Here is a 17043-nt window from a genome sequence, read left to right on the forward strand (position 1 = left end):
TGCTCAGGTTTCGCCGGGCGTCAGCCGCGCCAGGTTCTGCCGGATCCGTTCGATGCCCGCCCAGGGATGCTGCTTGAGCCGACGCAGCCGCGCCGGAGTCGATCGGATGTCGAACGCGCCGCCCGACTTCACCCGTCCCAGTTCCTCCCAGCGCAGCGGCATCGCCACCGGCGCGCCGGGACGCGCGCGCAGCGAGAACGACGCCACGCTGGTCGCGCCGCGACCGTTGCGCAGGTAGTCGATGAAGATGCGGCCCTTGCGCAGGCGCTTGCTGGAAGTGGCGACGAACTTCAGCGGATCCATCTGCGCCATCGATTCGGCGAAGGCGTGCGCGAAAGGCTTCACCAGATCCCAGTCGCAACCGGGATTCAGCGGCACCACCACATGCAGGCCCTTGCCGCCGGAGGTGCGCACGAACGATTGCAGTCCCGCGTCTTCCAGCAGCCCGCGCATCTGCCGCGCGGCGGCCACGGTTTCCGCCCACGGCACGTCCGCGCCCGGATCCAGATCGAACACCACCCGGTCGGCCACGTCCGGGGCGTCGGCGTGCGCGCCCCAGGGATGGAATTCCAGCGCGTTGAACTGGACCAGCTCGCGCACCGCGCGCGCGTCGCGCACCACCAGGTAATCCTCGGTCTGGCCGCTTTCCTCCTTCAGCGGCACGCGGTCCACGTACTGCATGCCCGGCGCCAGGTGTTTCTGGAAGAAGCAGGGCCGGGTCGAGCCCTGCGGGCAGCGGATGATCGACAGCGGCCGTCCGCTGATTTCCGGCAACAGCCATTCCATCACCGTGTCGTAGTAGTCGGCCACGTCCTGCTTGGTCGTGCCGGTGTCGGGGTAGACCACCCGATCCGGATGGGTCAGTTCGATCCCGTCCGCCGCGCCGTCATCGACGCCGGAATGCCGGCCCGCTCGCGTGCCTTTGGACTTGACCATGCGCCTGCTCCGTTCCGGTACCTTCCGTTCCGCCGCGTCCCGATCCGACGATCGCAGATCCGCCGCGCGCTTGTCCGGCCGCAACCCTTTCAGCGACGGCTGCCGCAGCAGCCCCTGGTTGCCGACGCCACGATAGAACACTTCCACCACCGCCTTCGGCGGAAACCAGCGCGCGCCGCGCAGATCGGTGTCCAGCCCTTCGGGAATGTCCACGGTCGGCGTCGCCCGCGCGCGGCGGCCCAGCGTTTCCCCCAGTTCGGCCAGCATCGCCTGGTTGAAACCGGTGCCCACCCGTCCCGCGAACGACCAGCCGCCGCGTCCATCCGGCCGTGCCAGCAGCAGCGAGCCGAAACCGGTGCGGCTGCCCCGTGGCGGAGTCATCCCGACCACCGCGAACTCATCGCTTTCCTGGCGCTTGGTCTTGCGCCAGTCATCCCCTCTTCCCGCACGATAGGGCGCGTTGGCGCGCTTGGAGATGATGCCTTCCAGATGGCGTTCGCCCGCCGCCGCGAACGCGCGCTCGCCGTGCCCCAGCACATGCGAACTGTAGATCAGCGGCGGACGCGCGCACTCGAGCACCGCCGCCAGCAGTTGCTTGCGTTCGATCTGGGGGGCGCGGCTGACATCCACGCCGTCCAGGTGCAGCAGGTCGAACAGCACATAGGTCAAGGGCGCGTTCTTCTCGCCGGCCAGCGTGGCCTGCAGCAGGCTGAAATCGGCCTGGGTGCCGGCGCCGGCGATCAGTTCGCCGTCGAGCGCGGCCTGCTCCAGGCCCAGCTGCGCCAGCGCATCCGCGATCTCGGGCACCTTGGCGGTCCATTCCAGCGCATTGCGCGACCAGATCCGCGCCTGGCCGCGGTGGATGACGGTCAGCAGCCGATAACCATCCCATTTGGCCTCGTGCAACCAGTCATCGCCCGTGGGCGGCGCGGTGCCGAGCGTGGCCAGCTGCGGCTTGAACGGGCCGTCGGCCAAACGCGCGCGGCGCGCGCCGGACAACGCCAGCGCGCGTGCCCGCCAGGCTTCGCGCGAGCGCGCGGCGGTGCGCGAGGGTGTCCGCGTGCGCGAACCGGCGGCGACCTTTTTTTTCGACGTCCGCCTTGTGGTCTTCGCCGTGTCCGCGCGCGCGGCGCGGCGACGGCCCGCGCCCGCGGTCGGCGCCGGCACGTCGTCCAGCATGTCGTCCGCCTCGCGCCGCGCGGCGTGGGCGTCGTCGTCCTTGAACAGCAGCCACTGCGTGCGCCCCGAGGTCCGCCGCGTGCGCACCAGATGCCAGCCGCCCTTGAGCTTGTCGCCGAACAGTTCGAAGCGCAGGTGTCCCTTCGCCAGCTGCGCCTCCGGATCCCCGGAGGTCGACCACAGGCCGCGATCGAACAAGGCGACATGGCCCGCGCCGTATTCGCCTTCCGGAATCTCGCCCTGGAAATCCGCATAGCCGATCGGATGATCCTCGACTTCCGCGGCCAGCCGCTTGACGCCCGGATCCAGGCTGGGTCCTTTCGGCACCGCCCAGCTCTTGAGCGCATCGCCGATCTGCAGGCGGAAATCGTAGTGGCGATGACTGGCGTGATGCAGCTGGACCACGAAGATGGGGCGCGCCCGCGCCCGCGCGGGCTTTCCCGGCGCCGGCTCGCGGGTGCGCCCGAAATGCCGTTTGCGCTCGTATTCCACCAGACTCATCGGTGAACCTGATCATCACATGGCGTCCACTATGGTCGGGATTCCGTCAACGGGATGTATGAAGATGACTCCTCTGGACAAGCCCCTGCGCCGCGAGTTGCTCCTCAACGACGTCGCCTACACCCTGGTGATCGATCCGGTCGGACTCAAACTGACCGAAAAAGGACGCCGGCGAGGCGTCGAACTGCGCTGGACGGAACTGGTGTCCGGCGACGCCGGCCTGGCCGCCGCCCTGCAGGCGTCGGTGGAGGGCGAGCCCGGCTGAGCGATCCGCGCCCGCGGCAGGCGGTCCTGCCGCGGCGCCGCTCAGCGCCTGCGCGCGGCGGTCTTCTTCGTCGCCCGCTTGCCGGCCGTCTTGGCGGTCTTGGATGCCTTGCGCGCGGTCTTGCGGGTTTTCTTCGCCGCGGATTTCTTCGCCGGCGTGCGCTTCTTGTCCGCCAGGCTTTTCTGCAGCAGCGCCATGAAGTCGACCACGTTGGTGGCCGCTTCCTCCTCGCGCTCCGGTTCCTCGACCCGCGCGGTCGCGCCCTTGGACTTGATCCGCTTGCGGATGATCGCCTGCAGACGCGTGCGGAATTCGTCGTGGTAGGCATCGGGCGTCCATTTGCCCGACATCGATTCCACCAGTTGCGCGGCCATTTCCTCTTCCTTGGCGGAAATACGGTAGGAAGCGGCGCTGCCCGACGGCAGCTTGTACTCGTCCGGATCCACCAGTTCCTGCGGATAGCGCAGCAGGATCAGCACCAGCGCGTCGCCCAGCGGCATCACCGCCGAAAGATACTCGCGGGTGCGGATCACCACCCTCGCCACGCCGATCCGGCCGGTGGATTCCAGCGTCCGCCGCAGCAGCACATAACCCTTCTCGGCCTTCTTGCCCGGCACCAGCACGTAGGGCTTCTCGAAGTAGCGCGGATCGATGGCGTCGCGCTCGATGAAGGCCTCCACCTCCACCGTCTCGTGGCTTTCGGGCGCGGCGGCGCGGATGTCCTCCTGCTCCACCACCACGTAGTTGCCCTTGTCGTATTCGTAGGCCTTGACGATGTCCTTCCAGGGGACTTCCTCCCCGGTCTCGGCGTTGACCCGCTCGAACCGGATCGGCTTGCGGTCGCGCGAATCCAGCATGCGGAAATGCAGATCGACCTTGCGCTCGCCGGACATCAGCGAGACCGGGACGTTCAACAGGCCGAAGGAAAGCGTGCCTGTCCAGATGGGGCGTGCCATGGCGCGTTCTCGCGGTAGCGGTTCCCGTCTTGTTAGTGCCACCGCGATGATGGGCAGGTGAACGCAGACTGGCTCGGCGGCGCCATAAAACCGCGAACTGCGTCGCGACTTAATATTCTCTGCATCTGATGTTTACATTCGTGACGACGCTGATCGCGATGATGGGGGCCCGTCAAACAAGGAGGACATGCATGGGCAGCATCCATCGATATCCGCGTCAGGCCGGTCCGGGCAAGTGCGAGGTGGTGGACGTGAAGGCCGAGCTGGACGAATGGCGCGTGGATATTCCGGCGCATGCGTTCTATCAGCCGGGCACGGCGTTCACCCGCTACGAACCCAGCCTGCTGTTCGCCTACGACAGCTATCTGCAGTACCACCAGGTGCCGCTGGATGGACTGCTGCACACACTGGAGCGCCGGTACGAGGAGCGCTTCGATCACTTCGACCGGCTCGACTGGCACCACATGGAAAACCTGCTGCGCCAGGTCTGGCGGCGCATGGGCGCGCCGCTCGGCGACGACGGCCAGGCGCACGCGACCGACGCGCGCCCGCAAACGCCGCTGCGCCAGCCCTACACCTGATCCAATCCCGCGCCGATGACCGCGACGCTCAGCCGTCGCGGCGCGGCGCCGGCTTTCCCTTGCGATGCGGCTTCGGCGCGTGTTCGCTCCGCGCCTTCTTCGCGAAACCACCGCCGAGCTTGCCGGGCGGCTTGCCTTCCGGGCGCTGGCGACGCGGCGGGGCATGGCCGCCATCCGCGCCCACGCGCTGGATGCGCAGCTGCTGACCGGACACCCACACCTTCTTCAGGTGCGACAGCACTTCCGGCGGCATGCCTTCGGGCAGGTCCAGCACCGAATGGTCGTCGTGGATGTCGATCCGGCCGATGTAGCGGCTTTCCAGCCCCGCCTCGTTGGCGATCGCGCCGACGATGTTGGCCGGCTTCACTCCATGCATGTGGCCCACCTCGATGCGGAAGGTCTCCATGCCGACTTCGGGTTCGGCGCGCGGCGGCTTGTCGAAGCGCGGACGCTCGATGCGCGGCGCGCCCTCGTGGGCCTCCGGCGGCACGAAGGCGTTGTCGCGCGCGCGCGCCGGACGCTCCTCGCGCATCGGCCGCTCGGCGCGTGCGGGACGCTCGCCGCGCGCGGGGCGTTCCTCGCGCGCCGGGCGCTCGCCGGGTGCGCGGGCCTCGCGGCGCTGCTCGGCCGGCAGCAGCAACGGGGTGTCGCCCTGCAGCAGGCGCGCCAGCGCGGCGGCGATCTCGATCGCCGGCACGTTGTGCTCGCGCTCGTAGGCTTCGATCAGGCCGCGGAACTCGCCGGTGGTGTTCGCCGCCAGCGTATCGGTGATGCGGCCCAGGAACTTCTGCACGCGGCGATCGTTGACCGCGTCGACGCTCGGCAGCTGCATTTCCTGGATCGGCTGGCGGGTGGCGCGCTCGATGGCGCGCAGCATGCCCTTCTCGCGCGGGGTGACGAACAGGATCGCCTCGCCGCTGCGGCCGGCGCGGCCGGTGCGGCCGATCCGGTGCACATAGCTTTCGGTGTCGTACGGAATGTCGTAATTCAGCACGTGGCTGATGCGTTCCACGTCCAGCCCGCGCGCGGCCACGTCGGTGGCCACCAGCACGTCCAGCTTGCCGTCCTTCAACTGCTGGATGGTCTTCTCGCGCTGGGCCTGCTGCATGTCGCCGTTGATGGCCGCCGCGGCCAGTCCGCGCGCCTGCAGCTTGCCGGCCAGTTCCTCGGTCGCCGCCTTGGTGCGGGCGAAGATGATCATCCCGTCGAACGGCTCGGCTTCCAGGATCCGGGTCAGCGCGTCCAGCTTGTGCAGGCCGCTGACGAACCAGTAGCGCTGGCGGATGTTGGCCGAGGTGGTGGTCTTGGCCGCGATGGTGACTTCGACCGGATCCTTCAGGTAGGTCTGGGCGATGCGCCGGATCGCCGGCGGCATGGTCGCCGAGAACAGCGCGACCCGGCGCGATTCCGGGGTCTTCTTCAGGACCGTCTCGACGTCGTCGATGAAGCCCATGCGCAGCATTTCATCGGCTTCGTCCAGCACCAGCGTGGTCAGCCCGGACAGGTCCAGCGAGCCGCGCTCCAGATGATCGATGACGCGGCCGGGCGTGCCGACCACCACGTGCACGCCGCGCTTGAGCGCCTGCAGCTGCGGGTAGTAGCTCTGGCCGCCGTAGATCGGCAGCACGTGGAAGCCGGGCATCTTCGCGGCATAGCGCTGGAACGCCTCGGCGACCTGGATCGCCAGTTCGCGGGTCGGCGCCAGCACCAGCGCCTGCGGCTTGCCCGCCGACAGGTCGATGCGGGACAGCAGGGGCAGCGCGAAGGCGGCGGTTTTGCCGGTGCCGGTCTGGGCCTGGCCCAGCACGTCGCGGCCGGCCAGCATGGCCGGAATGGTGGCCGCCTGGATGGGCGACGGCGATTCGTAGCCCACCTCGGTGACGGCGGCCATGACCGGCGCGGACAGGCCGAGATCGGCGAAAACGAGCGAAGAGGGGGTGGATTCGGGGGACATGAGAGGACTCCGGGCGTCGCGGAGTGCGCACGCAAGCAGCGTATTGTGCGCTTTTCGGCCCCCTCCTGTCCTGCCGGCCGCCGGGAGGTCCTGTCCCGCCGTTCAGGCAAATCCTTGATTTGGCGGAGGTTCCGGCCGATTTTGCCCCCTGCGCGCGGCGGCCTGTGATTTTTCCCCCGCCGCCGCGAATCACCTTCCGACACGCACAATCGGCACGGGCGGGAAATGGAACACGTCGCAGACATGGCGGAACACACGCGGCAGGGCTTCGCGCAGCAACTGGAGCGCCATCGGGGCATCGTCGTCAAGGTGGCCGGTACCTATTGCCGCGACCCCGACGACCGCGCCGAACTGGCGCAGGAAATCGCCAGCCGGTTGTGGCAGGCCTACCCGCGTTTCGATCCCGCGCGCCCGTTCTCGACCTGGATGTACCGCATCGCGTTGAACGTCGCGATCTCGTTCGTGCGCGACAACAGCCAGCGCCGCCGCCACGCGATCCCGCTGGACGATCAACTGCACGACATCGCCGATGCGCAGGCCGCGGATCCGCAGGCCGAGCAGCAGGTACGCGCCCTGCACCGCTTCATCCACGCGCAGGCCCCGCTCGACCGCGCGCTCCTGCTGCTGTACCTGGAGGACCGAAGTTATCGCGAGATGAGCGAGATCCTGGGCATCAGCGAAACCAATGTCGCGACCAAGATCAGCCGCCTCAAGCAACGCATCCGCAACGAACTCTGACATCCCCTATGGACATCCTCATGGAAACCGACGAACTGAAAGCCGCCTGGCAGGCGCTGGAGCGCCGCATGGCCCAGCAGGACCAGCTCAGCCTGCACCTGTTCCGCGAAGGCCGCCTGGAAAAGGCGCGCCACAGCCTGCGCCCGCTGTTCTGGGGCCAGCTCATCCAGATCGTGTTCGGCGTGGCGATGATCGTGCTGGGCGTCGCCTGCTGGACCCCGCACCGCGATCTGCCGGTCCTGCTGGTCTCCGGCATCATCGTGCACGCCTACGGGGTGGTGACCACCGCGATGGCCGGACTGACGCTCGGCCTGATTGGCCTGATCGACTATTCCGCGCCGGTGCTGACCATCCAGCGCCACCTGGCCCGGCTGCGGCGCTTCTACATCTGCAACGGGATGATCGCCGGCCTGTCCTGGTGGCTGCTGTGGCTGCCCTTCGTCATCGCCCTGGGCGCGGTGGTCGGCGGCAATCTCGCCCCGGCCGCCCCCGGCATGCTGGTGGTGTGCCTGGCGATCGGCATCCCCGGCCTGATCGCCTCGGCCTGGATCCACCGCCATCGCCGCCGGCGGGCCGGCTCGGAGGAATGCTTCCAGGACGTGCTGAGCGGCGCCAGCATCCAGCGCAGCCAGCGGGTCCTGGACGAGCTGTCCCGGTTCGAGCGCGAGTGAGGCGGTCCGGCCGGGATTGCGACTAAACTGGCGCGATGCAGATCCTCGATTTCGAACTCGACCGCGAACACGTCGAACTCAACCAGTTGCTCAAGCTGATCGGCGTGGTCGACAGCGGCGGCGCCGGCAAGGCCCTGGTCGCTTCCGGCGCGGTGCGGGTGGATGGCGCGGTCGAGCTGCGCAAGACCTGCAAGATCCGGGATGGGCAGGTGGTCGCCCTCGACGGCATCGAGATTCACGTCCGCGCCGTATAGGCGCGGCGCGGGATCCGGTCTACGGCACGCAGGTCCCCGGCATGCCGTCCTACCACGCGCCTGGCTACGGCAGGCCCGCCTACAGCACGCCGGACGCGTCGCGATCGAACTCGGCCATCGGGCTTTCCATCGGGCAGGTGCTGTCCGGGAAACCGAAACTCTTGCGCAGTTCCAGCCCGCAGGTGTTGATGTCCTCCAGCGCGGTCTCGGTCTGCCCGCATTGGCGATCGAACGCCAGCATGAAGTCATCCTTGCGGCGCACGAATTCCTCGCCGCACTTGCGGGTCAGCTGGATGCGATCCAGATCGTCCTGCGCCGCGTTGGTGCCCTGCAGCCCGTACTCCTCCAGCTCGGTGGCGGTCAGCAGGCGCAGCTTGCGGTTGGGCACGGTCATCATCAGATCCGCCACCGTCACCGCCGCGCCATTGCGCTCCAGGTAGTCCTTCAGCTGGCCGTACACCTGGCGCAGCTCCTCGGCCAGTTCGGCGCGCGAATTGGCGCCGGAATTGATCCGCATCATCCGGTGGATGCCGACCTTGCCGGCAATCACCCGGTTGTCGCCGGAAGCCAGGATCAACAGGCAGGAGCTGTGGCAGATCGCGCCGTCGCGCACCCACAGCGTCCAGTGCGAGGCGCCGATGATGTCGCCGGCGCGGATGCCGTCCTCGACCCGGCCGCCGCTGGAATCGATGTCCAGCACGCGCTTCTCGATCGCCAGCCGGTTGGCGACGTTGGACATGCGCTCCATCAGCGCGGTGAACTCGGCATTGATCTTGCCGGTGTAGCGCACCCGCATCACGCCCGCGGCCTGGCAGGGTTTCACCGCGTCGACCAGGGTCTGGAAGTCGAGCTTGTCCACCGCCGTGCCGTCGCCGTGCTGGGCGTAGTCGAGTTCGCAGCTGACCCAGGTGACGCCGGCGGTCAGCGCCGCCTCCGGCCAGTCGGTGGTGCGCGCCAGATCGATCTTGCGCGGCGCCGGCTTGACCGGACCGGTGCTGATCGCGCCGTTGTCCTCGCTGCTGGCGGTGGTCTCGGTGCGGGGCTTTTCCGGCGCCGGCGGCGCCGGCGCTTCGGCGCGGCAGCCGGCCAGGAAGACGGCGCCGGCAAGCACGCAGCAGGACAGCACGGAAACGGGACGCATGGGCACGGGCGATGGCGTGGGGAACGGACCGCTAGTCTAGGGCCCGATGCCCGCGACGGGCCGAATCGGTGGTGAATGCGGCCTCGACCGGTTCAGGTCGAGCGGGCGCGGCGCCGCGCCGCCGTGCCACGCTCAGGCGAAGGTCAGCGCGTGGATGGGCGGCAATCGCGCCGCCAGCGCCCGCCAGTGTTCGCCCTGATCGTCGCTGGTCCACAGGCCACCGGTGGTCGATCCGAACGCCAGCCGCTCGCCGTCCGCGTCCACCGCCAGTCCATGCCGGTAGACCAGATCGTAGGCCTGCCCTTCCGGCAGGCCGCGCCGCAGCGTCTCGAAGCTGCGCCCGCCGTCGCGCGTACGCGCCACCACCAGCTGCGCGTCGACCGGATAGCGCTTTTCGTCCTTCAACGCCGGCACGAACCAGGCGGTATCCGCATCGCGCGGATGGACCGCCACCGCGAAACCGAACACCGAAGGCGGCACATCAGTGATCTCGTGCCAGTCGCCGCCGCCGGCGGTGCTGCGGAACACCCCGCTGTGATGCTGGGCCCAGAACACATCCGGCGCGCCAGGCGCCTGCACCAGCCGGTGCACGTCCTGGCTGTCGGGATCGCCCTGCCGCCCCTCGGGCATGTAGCGGGCGATCATGCCCTGCGCGGTCTGCGTCCAGCTGTCGCCGCCGTCGTCGCTGCGCCACACGCCGCCGGTGGAAATCGCCACCCGCAGGCGGCGCGGATCGCGCGGATCGACGCAGACCGAATGGATGCCCGGATGATCGTAGCCGCCGCCGAACCACCGCTGCCGTTCCGGTCGATCCCACAGGCCGCGCACGAGTTGCCACTGGCGTCCATGATCGTCGGAACGGAACAGGCCGCCGGGAATCGTGCCGGCCCACAGGCGGCCCGGCTCGTCGGCGCCGCCGGCCTCCAGCGACCAGATCAAGCGCAGCGTCGCGGGCTGCGCGGGCTTGCCGTCGCCGGTGATCACTTCGTCGCCTTCACCGTAGGCCGGCACGCCGACCTCCTCCCAGTGCCGGCCCTGATCGGTGGAGCGATGCAGCTTGGCGCCGAAGTGGCCGAGATCCAGCGCGGCGTACCAACTGCCGTCGCGCGGATCCGCCAGGGCCTGGGCGACGTTGTCGCCCAGGAAGGCGGTATCGGTGATCCGCCACTCGCCGTCGCCGCTGTCACGGCCCAGCACGAACAATCCCTTGCGCGAAGACACCAGCAATCGATCCGACATGTCAGCCTCCCGACAGCGCCTGCATCACGTAGAGTTCGGCATCCCCGCCCACCGCCTGGCCGAGGTCGCGCTTGTCGCGCAGGCATTGGCCATCGACGAACACCGCGACGTGGTGGCGCACCGCGCCCTGCTCGTCGAGCACGTAGCCACGCAATGACGGATACCGCGCGAACACCGCCTGCAGCAGTTCGCCCACGCTGGCGCCGGCCAGCTGCATGCACAGCTCGCCGCCGGCATGTCCTTCGGTTGGCGGCAGCCAGCGCGTCAGCGCCGGTGCCAGCACCACCCTGGCCATCGCGGGTTTCCCTTGCCCAGACAGCCGCGGAGGATAGCGCCCTGCCCGCGGCGCCGCATGGCGCAGCGCCGCGAGGAAGGCGGTCGGTCGAGCCCGCCGCCGACGGCGTGGCGGACGCGGCCGGGGCGGCCATGCCGCGTACCGCCGATCTCAAGAAGCCGCCGGCCTTGCCGATACCGGACTCCAGACGTGCCCATCGAGGAGACCCCATGGGGCCCAGCCAATCGGCCCGCCATCGGGACTTCTCCCGGCACGGGGTCGACAGCCGCCGCCACCCGTCCCACACTGACGCCACGCGTGCGCGGACGGCCCGGTGTGCCGGAGCACGCGCCCTTCCGATGGACAGGTGGATGCCGTGATGGTCCCGTCACCCCGCCCGCTGCCGTCGGCGACGGCGGCGCACTCGCCTGCGGAACATCCGCGCCGCGAAGCCGGCCCCTGGCGCTGGGCGCTGGCCGTGCTGGCGATGGGCCTGGCCTTCACCGCCTGGCTGGCGCTGGGCGAATGGCGGGATCTCAACGAACGCACCGACGCGCAGCGCAAGGCGCTGGCCCAGGCCGCGGTCCGCCAGCTGCGCGCGCCGCTGCAGACCGTCGCCTCCGAACTGCGCGCCATGCAGACCGTGTTCCTGGCCAATGATCGGATGGATCAGGTCCGTTTCACCCAGGTCACCGAAAACCTGCAACGCCAACGCATCGGCCCGGCGCGCGTGGCCACCGCGTTCGCCCAGCGGATCGAATCCGGCGTCGACGGCCAATCCGCCTATCGCTATCAATTCATCACCCCGTTCCGCGGCAACGAGGTGTTGCTGGGCCTGAACATCGCCAGCCAGCACGAGAACCTGCTGGCGCTGGAACGCGCGCGCGACAGCAACAGCGTGGTGCTGTCCGCGCCGTTCGTCCTGCGCCAGTCGGTGCCGGGCAACCAGCAGCGGCTCGGCGTGACCGTGCGCCTGCCGGTGTATTCCGACGGCGCCGAGCCGGTGGGCGTGGCCGCGCGGCGCGCGCGCGCGATTGGCGCGCTGGCGGTGAGCCTGCGCCTGGAGCCGCTGGTGCACGACGCCCTGCGCGGCCCGGTGCTGGAAACCTTCCAGGCCAGCGTCCGCGATCTCGATGCGGCCGACACCGCGCCGTTCTTCGACTCCGCGGGCCGCGCCGCGAGCGGCGCGCGGCTCTATCGCGAAGTGCTCGAATTCGGCGGCCGGCGCTGGGAACTGCGCCTGTGGCCGCGCCCTTCGCCGCCGGACAGCGAGCGCCTGCAGGTCATCCTCACCGCCGGTCCGGTGATCAGCCTGCTGCTGGCCGCGCTGCTGTGGTCGCTGGCCACCACCCGCCAGCGCGCGATCACGCTGGGCCACGAGATGAGCTCGTTGTACCGCCAGAGCGAGGCGCAGTTCCGCGCGCTCAACGAACTGCTGCCCGCGCTGGTGCTGCTGTCCGATGGCGACGGCCGCATCCTGTACGCCAACCAGGCCGCGCGGCAGCGGTTGGGCGACGTGGTCTCCGCGGGCGTGCCGCTGACCGCGCTGTTCGCCGATCCCGACTTCCGCGAACGGGTCCGGCAACCGGCCCGCACCGGCGACTACTGGGGCAACGTGGAAGCGCTGCTGATCGGCCTGGGCGGCGAGTTCTGGGCGAACGCCTCGATCGCGCGGGTCGAGATGGAGGACGAGCCGCGCCTGCTGATGGTCGCCACCGACATTTCCGAGCAGCGCGAGCTGACCGAGCGCCTGAGCTACCAGGCCACCCACGACGCCCTGACCGAACTGTGCAACCGGCGCGAGTTCGAGCGCCGGATCGAACAGGCGCTGTCCGAGCGCCGCCGGGGCGGGCGTTCCTGCGCGCTGCTCTACATCGACCTCGATCAGTTCAAGCTGATCAACGACGTGTCCGGCCATACCGCCGGTGACCAGTTGCTCGCGCAGCTCGCGCTGGCGATGCGGATGCAGCTGCGCGGCGACGACCTGCTGGCGCGCCTGGGCGGCGACGAGTTCGGCCTGCTCGCGTTCGACGTCGACACCGCCAGCGCCCGCGCGCTGGCCGAACGCCTGCGCACCGGCATCGAATCGCAGATGTTCGTCTGGCAGGAACGCACCTACACCGTCAGCGCCAGCATCGGCGTGGTGGTGGTCGACCAGGACAACGCCACCCTCAAGGATCTGCTGTCCTGGGCCGACACCGCCTGCTACGTCGCCAAGGAAAACGGGCGCAACCGCATCCATGTCTACAGCGACGACGACGAGGCCACCCGCCGCTATGGCGAGATGGAATGGGCCAACCGGCTGCGCTGGGCGATGGAGGAACAGCGCCTGCTGCTGGACTACCAGGAGATCGTGCCGCTGGACGGCCGTCGCGAGGACGGCGCGCGGGTGGAACTGCTGCTGCGCCTGCGCGACGAGGACGGCCGCATCGTCCTGCCCGGCGCGTTCCTGCCGGCGGCCGAGCGCTATGGCCTGATGCCGATGGTGGATCGCTGGGTCATCCGCGCCGCGCTCACCCACTTCGGCCAGCTGCACGCGGACGGCCGCCCGTTGCAGCAGTGCGCGATCAACCTGTCCGGCGCCAGCATCGAGGACGAGGATCTGGCCGACTTCATCCTGGAACTGGTGGCCGAACACCGGGTGCCGCCTTCGCGGCTGTGCTTCGAGATCACCGAGACGGTGGCGGTGCGCAACCTGCTCAAGGTGGTCCACGTGATCGAGCGCCTGCGCAAGGCCGGCTGCCGGATCGCGCTGGACGACTTCGGCGCCGGCATGTCCTCGTTCGGCTACCTCAAGAACCTGCCGGTGGACGTGATCAAGATCGACGGCAGCTTCATCCGCGATCTGGAAACCGACCCGATGAGCCGGACCATCGTCAACGCCATCGCCCAGATCGGGCACCAGCGCGGGCTGAGCGTGGTCGCCGAATGGGTGGGCAATGCCGCGATGATCGCCACCCTGACCGGGCTGGGCGTGGATTTCGGCCAGGGCATGGCCCTGCATCGGCCGGAGCGGGTGCTGTTCCAGCGCCAGCGCCAGGCGGCCTGAATCCGGCGGGCGCCGGCCCGGCGGCGCTAGAATCCGCGGATCTTCCGCACGCGCACCGACATGTCCGATTCCTGCTGTGGCTGTGGCAAGACGATAGACGTCGCCGCGCTCGAGGCGCGCCAGCGGCGGGTGCTGGCGATCGTGCTGGCGATCAATGTCGCCACCTTCCTGATGATGATTGCCGCCGCCTGGTACAGCCGCTCCACTTCGCTGTTGTCGGGCAGCCTGGACAATCTGGGCGATGCCGCCACCTACGCGCTCAGCCTGATGGTGGTCGGCGCCGGCGCGCGCGCCAAGGCGCAGGTCGCCCTGGTCAAGGGCCTGCTGATCCTGGCCGCGGCGCTGGCGGTGGCGGCGCAGATCGGCTGGCGGCTCGCGCACCCGGCGGTGCCGCTGTTCGAGACCATCGGCCTGGTCGGCCTCATCAATCTGGGCGCCAACCTGATCTGCCTGCGCCTGCTGACACCCTATCGCTCCGGCGACGTGAACCTCGCCTCGGCGTGGGAATGTTCGCGCAACGATGTCTACGAAGGGCTGGCGGTGCTGCTCGCCGCCGCCGGCGTGTGGCTGGCCGGCGCCGGCTGGCCGGACCTGCTGGTGGGCGCCGCGCTGCTGTTGCTGTTCCTGCGTTCCGCCTGGCGGGTGCTGTCCAGCGCGTGGTCGGCATGGCGCGAAAACGCGCCCGGACACGCCTGAAAGGAGAACCCGGTCAGGGCGCCGCCGGCAACCGGCTGGCGTGGCTCGCGGCCAGTTTCCAGCCGTCCGGATGGCGAATCCAGGTGTCGGTGAAGCGGAAGTCGGCGGTGAACGCCTGTCCCTGCGCTTCGCCTTCGATGTGGGTCACTCCGGTGACGATCGCCGCGTCGCCATGCAGCCGGATCCGCTGATCCTGGTTGCGGAACACCCGGTAGCGCGGCTCACGACCCGCCACCTCCGCCAGGTTGGCGGCGCGATCGGTGATCACGCCGCGCGAATCGATCAGCGTGAAGCCCGGATCCAGATGCCGCTCCAGCGTCTGCGCGTCGGCGTCCTCGAAGGCCCGGCACAACGCGGCCTCCACCGCCAGGATGTCGCGCCGGTCCTCGGCGTCGCCGGCCCATGCGCACGGCGTCGCCAGCAGCGCCACCCACAACATGCCCACCACGTTCCACGTCGCCTGTCGCATCGCACCGGCCTCCGCCTGGACTGCCGGCGATGGTAACCGCTACAGGCCGTGCCCTTCCTCCATGCGGACGGCCGGTTCGGGCTTCACCCGCACCGCCCACAGCACGCCGGCGATCAGCAGGCCGATGCCCAGCAGGGTCAGCGGTTTCGGCGCCTGTCCACGCAGCATGAACGCGTAAGCCAGCGCGGCCAGCGTCTCGAACACGATCAGCTGCCCGGCCAGCGCGGTCGGCAGGCGCTGGCTGGCCTGGTTCCAGCACAGCGTGCCCAGCCACGACGCGAACAGGCCGATGGCCACCATCAACGCGATGAAGAACGCCGGACGCGGTCCCAGCGGCATCGGGAAATCCGCGCCGCGCAGCGTCATTACGCCCCACAGCAGCGCATACCCCAGCAGCGCCAGCGGCAGGATCGCCACGCCCTGCGCGGTCGCCCAGGCGCGCGGACTGCGATCCGGATGCGCGCGCAGCCAGTCGGCGTTGCGCAGCGGATACCAGGTCCAGCAGGCCACCGCGATCAGCGCCAGCGCCGCGCCGCTGGCATAGCGCCACGGATCGGCCTGCGGATCATCGCGCAGCGCCTGCAGTTCCACCTGGTTGACGCAGGCGATGCCCAGCGCGATCAGCAGCAGCGACGGCGCCAGCCTGCGCCACGGCAGGTGGCCGTCGCGATGGCCGTTGCGCAGGTTGGCGCTGATCGCGATCACCACCGGCAGGGTGCCGATGATCATGGTCGGCACCGGCGCCCCGGCGCGCTGGATGGCGCTGGCCAGGCAGAAGTAATAGAGCAGGTTGCCGATCGCGGCGAGCTTGAGCGCCTCGCGCCAGTCGGCGCCGCGCAGCCGGCGCAGTTCGGCGCGATCGAACGCGGCCAGCGGCAACGCGATCAGGCCGAACGCCAGATAGCGGCCCACCGACTGCAGCGCCGCCGGATATTCCGGCAACAGCAGCGGCCCCACGAACACCAGGCCCCACATCAGCCCGGCGGCCAGCGCATACAGCGTTCCCACCCACATCGGATCGTTCGTCCCGCTCGAAAGAAGCCGACTCTAGGCGCCGGCGCCGGCGCCGTCTTGCACCAGATTGCGCCGGCTCAGCCGCGCACCTGGCGCTGGTAGCGCGCCGGCGTCACCCCGTAGCGGCGGGCGAACGCGCGGGTCAGGTGGGCCTGGTCGGCCATGCCGGTGGCGGCGGCCACCTCGGCGGGCGCCTCGCCCGCGCCCAGCCGGCGCTTGGCTTCGTGCACGCGCAACGCCATCAGCATCTGCTGCGGGGTGACGTGGTACTGGTCGCGGAACCGGCGCAGGAAATGGAACGGGCTGAGACCGGCGACGTTGGCGAGCGACTCCAGGGTCATCCGTTCGCCCAGGTGCGCATGCAGGTAGTCGACGACATCGGCGAAGCGCGCCGGCGGATCCTGCGCGGCGGGCCGGCCAATCCGCGCGTGATCGCGCAGGGTGTCCAGCAGTTGCAGCAGCAGACTGTCGAACGCCAGCGGTTCGCGGGCGTGCCAGAGCGCGTCCAGCAGGAGGGTGACCCGCGCCGCGCGGGCGCCGTCCTGGCGCACGGCGTCGGCGAACCACCAGCCGGTTTCGCCGGTCACCGCTTCCAGCGCCGTGCGATCCAGGTAGATCATCCGGTAGCGCCAGCCGTCCTCGGTTTCCGCGCGTCCGGTATGCAGCGTTTCCGGATTCATCAGCACCAGCGATCCGGGCGACGCCAGATGATCCGCGCCGGCATAGCGGAAGCGCTCGACCCCGGACTCGATCGCGCCCAGGCCGAAGGCTTCGTGGGTATGCGGCTCGAACGCATGCCGGACGATGTGCGCGCGGTACAGTTCCACCCCCGCGCGGTGTGGCGGGTGGCGGAACTGGGCCGCGTCGCGGGTGGATTCGAACTGCTCGGGCACGCCTTGCATCGGCGGATCATGCCACTGGTCGGCCGCCCCCGCCGCCCCTGGCCGGCGCCGTCCCTCCGTGGCGTTGGTGCGCGTACAGGGGCCACGGAACAGGCCGGAACGGACCTGCCGGGTCCGGCACACGGAGATTCGATGAAAACCTTCTACGCCCGCTCGCTGCACTGGCTCGCGATGCTGGGATGCCTGCTGCTTGGCGCGGCGGTAAGCGCCAGTCTCGGCGCGCT

Annotated in this window: 16 protein-coding genes; 7 read left to right on the forward strand and 9 right to left on the reverse strand. The window is 69.8% G+C overall.

Translation table 11 applies throughout. The features are described from left to right. Nucleotides 1-3 precede the first annotated feature (3 nt). Entirely contained in the window at nt 4-2616 is a 2613-nt protein-coding gene (gene ligD, locus ACTHN1_RS10740; RefSeq protein WP_440470937.1) for a DNA ligase D, read from the reverse strand. 64 nt (nt 2617-2680) lie between these two features. Here ligD and ACTHN1_RS10745 point away from each other — a divergent pair, with 64 nt between their 5' ends. Then, complete coding sequence (locus tag ACTHN1_RS10745; RefSeq protein WP_440470938.1) at nt 2681-2881, forward strand: hypothetical protein; 201 nt, start codon at nt 2681-2683, stop codon at nt 2879-2881. A 41-nt stretch (nt 2882-2922) separates the two neighbouring features. Here the strand turns inward: ACTHN1_RS10745 and ku are convergent, their stop codons facing one another. After that, a complete protein-coding gene (ku, locus tag ACTHN1_RS10750; protein WP_440470939.1) occupies nt 2923-3837 on the reverse strand; it encodes a non-homologous end joining protein Ku in 915 nt (304 codons plus the stop codon). 191 nt (nt 3838-4028) lie between these two features. Here ku and ACTHN1_RS10755 point away from each other — a divergent pair, with 191 nt between their 5' ends. Further along, nucleotides 4029-4418, forward strand: coding sequence for a hypothetical protein (locus ACTHN1_RS10755; protein ID WP_440470940.1), 390 nt, complete (start codon nt 4029-4031; stop codon nt 4416-4418). A gap of 28 nt (nt 4419-4446) precedes the next feature. On the opposite strand, the gene ACTHN1_RS10760 is transcribed toward ACTHN1_RS10755, so the two are convergent. Further along, a complete protein-coding gene (locus ACTHN1_RS10760; RefSeq protein ID WP_440470941.1) occupies nt 4447-6372 on the reverse strand; it encodes a DEAD/DEAH box helicase in 1926 nt (641 codons plus the stop codon). A gap of 243 nt (nt 6373-6615) precedes the next feature. Between ACTHN1_RS10760 and ACTHN1_RS10765 the strand changes: the two genes are divergently transcribed. The 3 genes from ACTHN1_RS10765 to ACTHN1_RS10775 are packed head-to-tail and all read left to right on the forward strand — an operon-like array spanning nt 6616 to nt 8035. Beyond that, nucleotides 6616-7110, forward strand: a complete 495-nt coding sequence (locus ACTHN1_RS10765) for an RNA polymerase sigma factor (RefSeq protein ID WP_440470942.1) — start codon at nt 6616-6618, stop codon at nt 7108-7110. Between the two features lie 20 nt (nt 7111-7130). Then, nucleotides 7131-7781, forward strand: coding sequence for a serine/threonine protein kinase (locus ACTHN1_RS10770; RefSeq protein ID WP_440470943.1), 651 nt, complete (start codon nt 7131-7133; stop codon nt 7779-7781). 35 nt (nt 7782-7816) lie between these two features. Then, nucleotides 7817-8035 (forward strand): RNA-binding S4 domain-containing protein, encoded by a 219-nt coding sequence (locus ACTHN1_RS10775; protein WP_440470944.1) that lies wholly within the window; start codon nt 7817-7819, stop codon nt 8033-8035. 79 nt (nt 8036-8114) lie between these two features. Here the strand turns inward: ACTHN1_RS10775 and ACTHN1_RS10780 are convergent, their stop codons facing one another. From ACTHN1_RS10780 to ACTHN1_RS10790, 3 genes are all read right to left on the reverse strand, one after another. After that, nucleotides 8115-9176, reverse strand: a complete 1062-nt coding sequence (locus ACTHN1_RS10780; protein ID WP_440470945.1) for a hypothetical protein — start codon at nt 9174-9176, stop codon at nt 8115-8117. Nucleotides 9177-9308: 132 nt separating this feature from the next. Continuing rightward, nucleotides 9309-10415: a WD40/YVTN/BNR-like repeat-containing protein gene (locus tag ACTHN1_RS10785; RefSeq protein ID WP_440470946.1), complete on the reverse strand. Its 1107-nt coding sequence runs from the start codon at nt 10413-10415 to the stop codon at nt 9309-9311. Between the two features lies 1 nt (nt 10416). Beyond that, on the reverse strand, nt 10417-10710 hold the full coding sequence (locus tag ACTHN1_RS10790; RefSeq protein ID WP_440470947.1) for a hypothetical protein: 294 nt from the start codon (nt 10708-10710) through the stop codon (nt 10417-10419). A gap of 358 nt (nt 10711-11068) precedes the next feature. Between ACTHN1_RS10790 and ACTHN1_RS10795 the strand changes: the two genes are divergently transcribed. Then, nucleotides 11069-13738, forward strand: a complete 2670-nt coding sequence (locus ACTHN1_RS10795; protein WP_440470948.1) for an EAL domain-containing protein — start codon at nt 11069-11071, stop codon at nt 13736-13738. A gap of 60 nt (nt 13739-13798) precedes the next feature. After that, nucleotides 13799-14434 carry a cation transporter gene (locus ACTHN1_RS10800; protein ID WP_440470949.1) on the forward strand — a complete coding sequence of 212 codons (636 nt, stop codon included), beginning with the start codon at nt 13799-13801 and terminating at the stop codon, nt 14432-14434. 13 nt (nt 14435-14447) lie between these two features. Here ACTHN1_RS10800 and ACTHN1_RS10805 read toward each other — a convergent pair whose 3' ends face one another. The 3 genes from ACTHN1_RS10805 to ACTHN1_RS10815 form a co-directional block, all read right to left on the reverse strand. After that, complete coding sequence (locus ACTHN1_RS10805; RefSeq protein ID WP_440470950.1) at nt 14448-14903, reverse strand: nuclear transport factor 2 family protein; 456 nt, start codon at nt 14901-14903, stop codon at nt 14448-14450. Nucleotides 14904-14942: 39 nt separating this feature from the next. Next, nucleotides 14943-15917 carry a DMT family transporter gene (locus ACTHN1_RS10810; RefSeq protein ID WP_440470951.1) on the reverse strand — a complete coding sequence of 325 codons (975 nt, stop codon included), beginning with the start codon at nt 15915-15917 and terminating at the stop codon, nt 14943-14945. A gap of 77 nt (nt 15918-15994) precedes the next feature. Continuing rightward, nucleotides 15995-16819 (reverse strand): AraC family ligand binding domain-containing protein, encoded by an 825-nt coding sequence (locus tag ACTHN1_RS10815; RefSeq protein ID WP_440470952.1) that lies wholly within the window; start codon nt 16817-16819, stop codon nt 15995-15997. Nucleotides 16820-17043: the final 224 nt, after the last annotated feature.

Source organism: Pseudoxanthomonas sp., from assembly GCF_051953815.1.
GTDB lineage: Bacteria > Pseudomonadota > Gammaproteobacteria > Xanthomonadales > Xanthomonadaceae > Pseudoxanthomonas_A.

Coding starts and splice junctions, on each gene's coding strand:
- ACTHN1_RS10760 (WP_440470941.1), bottom strand. CDS start 6,372: ATGTCCCCCGAATCCACCCCCTCTTCGCTCGTTTTCGCCGATCTCGGC.
- ACTHN1_RS10795 (WP_440470948.1), top strand. CDS start 11,069: ATGGTCCCGTCACCCCGCCCGCTGCCGTCGGCGACGGCGGCGCACTCG.
- ACTHN1_RS10770 (WP_440470943.1), top strand. CDS start 7,131: ATGGAAACCGACGAACTGAAAGCCGCCTGGCAGGCGCTGGAGCGCCGC.
- ligD (WP_440470937.1), bottom strand. CDS start 2,616: ATGAGTCTGGTGGAATACGAGCGCAAACGGCATTTCGGGCGCACCCGC.
- ACTHN1_RS10775 (WP_440470944.1), top strand. CDS start 7,817: ATGCAGATCCTCGATTTCGAACTCGACCGCGAACACGTCGAACTCAAC.
- ACTHN1_RS10745 (WP_440470938.1), top strand. CDS start 2,681: ATGACTCCTCTGGACAAGCCCCTGCGCCGCGAGTTGCTCCTCAACGAC.
- ACTHN1_RS10805 (WP_440470950.1), bottom strand. CDS start 14,903: ATGCGACAGGCGACGTGGAACGTGGTGGGCATGTTGTGGGTGGCGCTG.
- ACTHN1_RS10815 (WP_440470952.1), bottom strand. CDS start 16,819: ATGCAAGGCGTGCCCGAGCAGTTCGAATCCACCCGCGACGCGGCCCAG.
- ACTHN1_RS10800 (WP_440470949.1), top strand. CDS start 13,799: ATGTCCGATTCCTGCTGTGGCTGTGGCAAGACGATAGACGTCGCCGCG.
- ACTHN1_RS10765 (WP_440470942.1), top strand. CDS start 6,616: ATGGCGGAACACACGCGGCAGGGCTTCGCGCAGCAACTGGAGCGCCAT.
- ACTHN1_RS10780 (WP_440470945.1), bottom strand. CDS start 9,176: ATGCGTCCCGTTTCCGTGCTGTCCTGCTGCGTGCTTGCCGGCGCCGTC.
- ACTHN1_RS10755 (WP_440470940.1), top strand. CDS start 4,029: ATGGGCAGCATCCATCGATATCCGCGTCAGGCCGGTCCGGGCAAGTGC.
- ku (WP_440470939.1), bottom strand. CDS start 3,837: ATGGCACGCCCCATCTGGACAGGCACGCTTTCCTTCGGCCTGTTGAAC.
- ACTHN1_RS10810 (WP_440470951.1), bottom strand. CDS start 15,917: ATGTGGGTGGGAACGCTGTATGCGCTGGCCGCCGGGCTGATGTGGGGC.
- ACTHN1_RS10790 (WP_440470947.1), bottom strand. CDS start 10,710: ATGGCCAGGGTGGTGCTGGCACCGGCGCTGACGCGCTGGCTGCCGCCA.
- ACTHN1_RS10785 (WP_440470946.1), bottom strand. CDS start 10,415: ATGTCGGATCGATTGCTGGTGTCTTCGCGCAAGGGATTGTTCGTGCTG.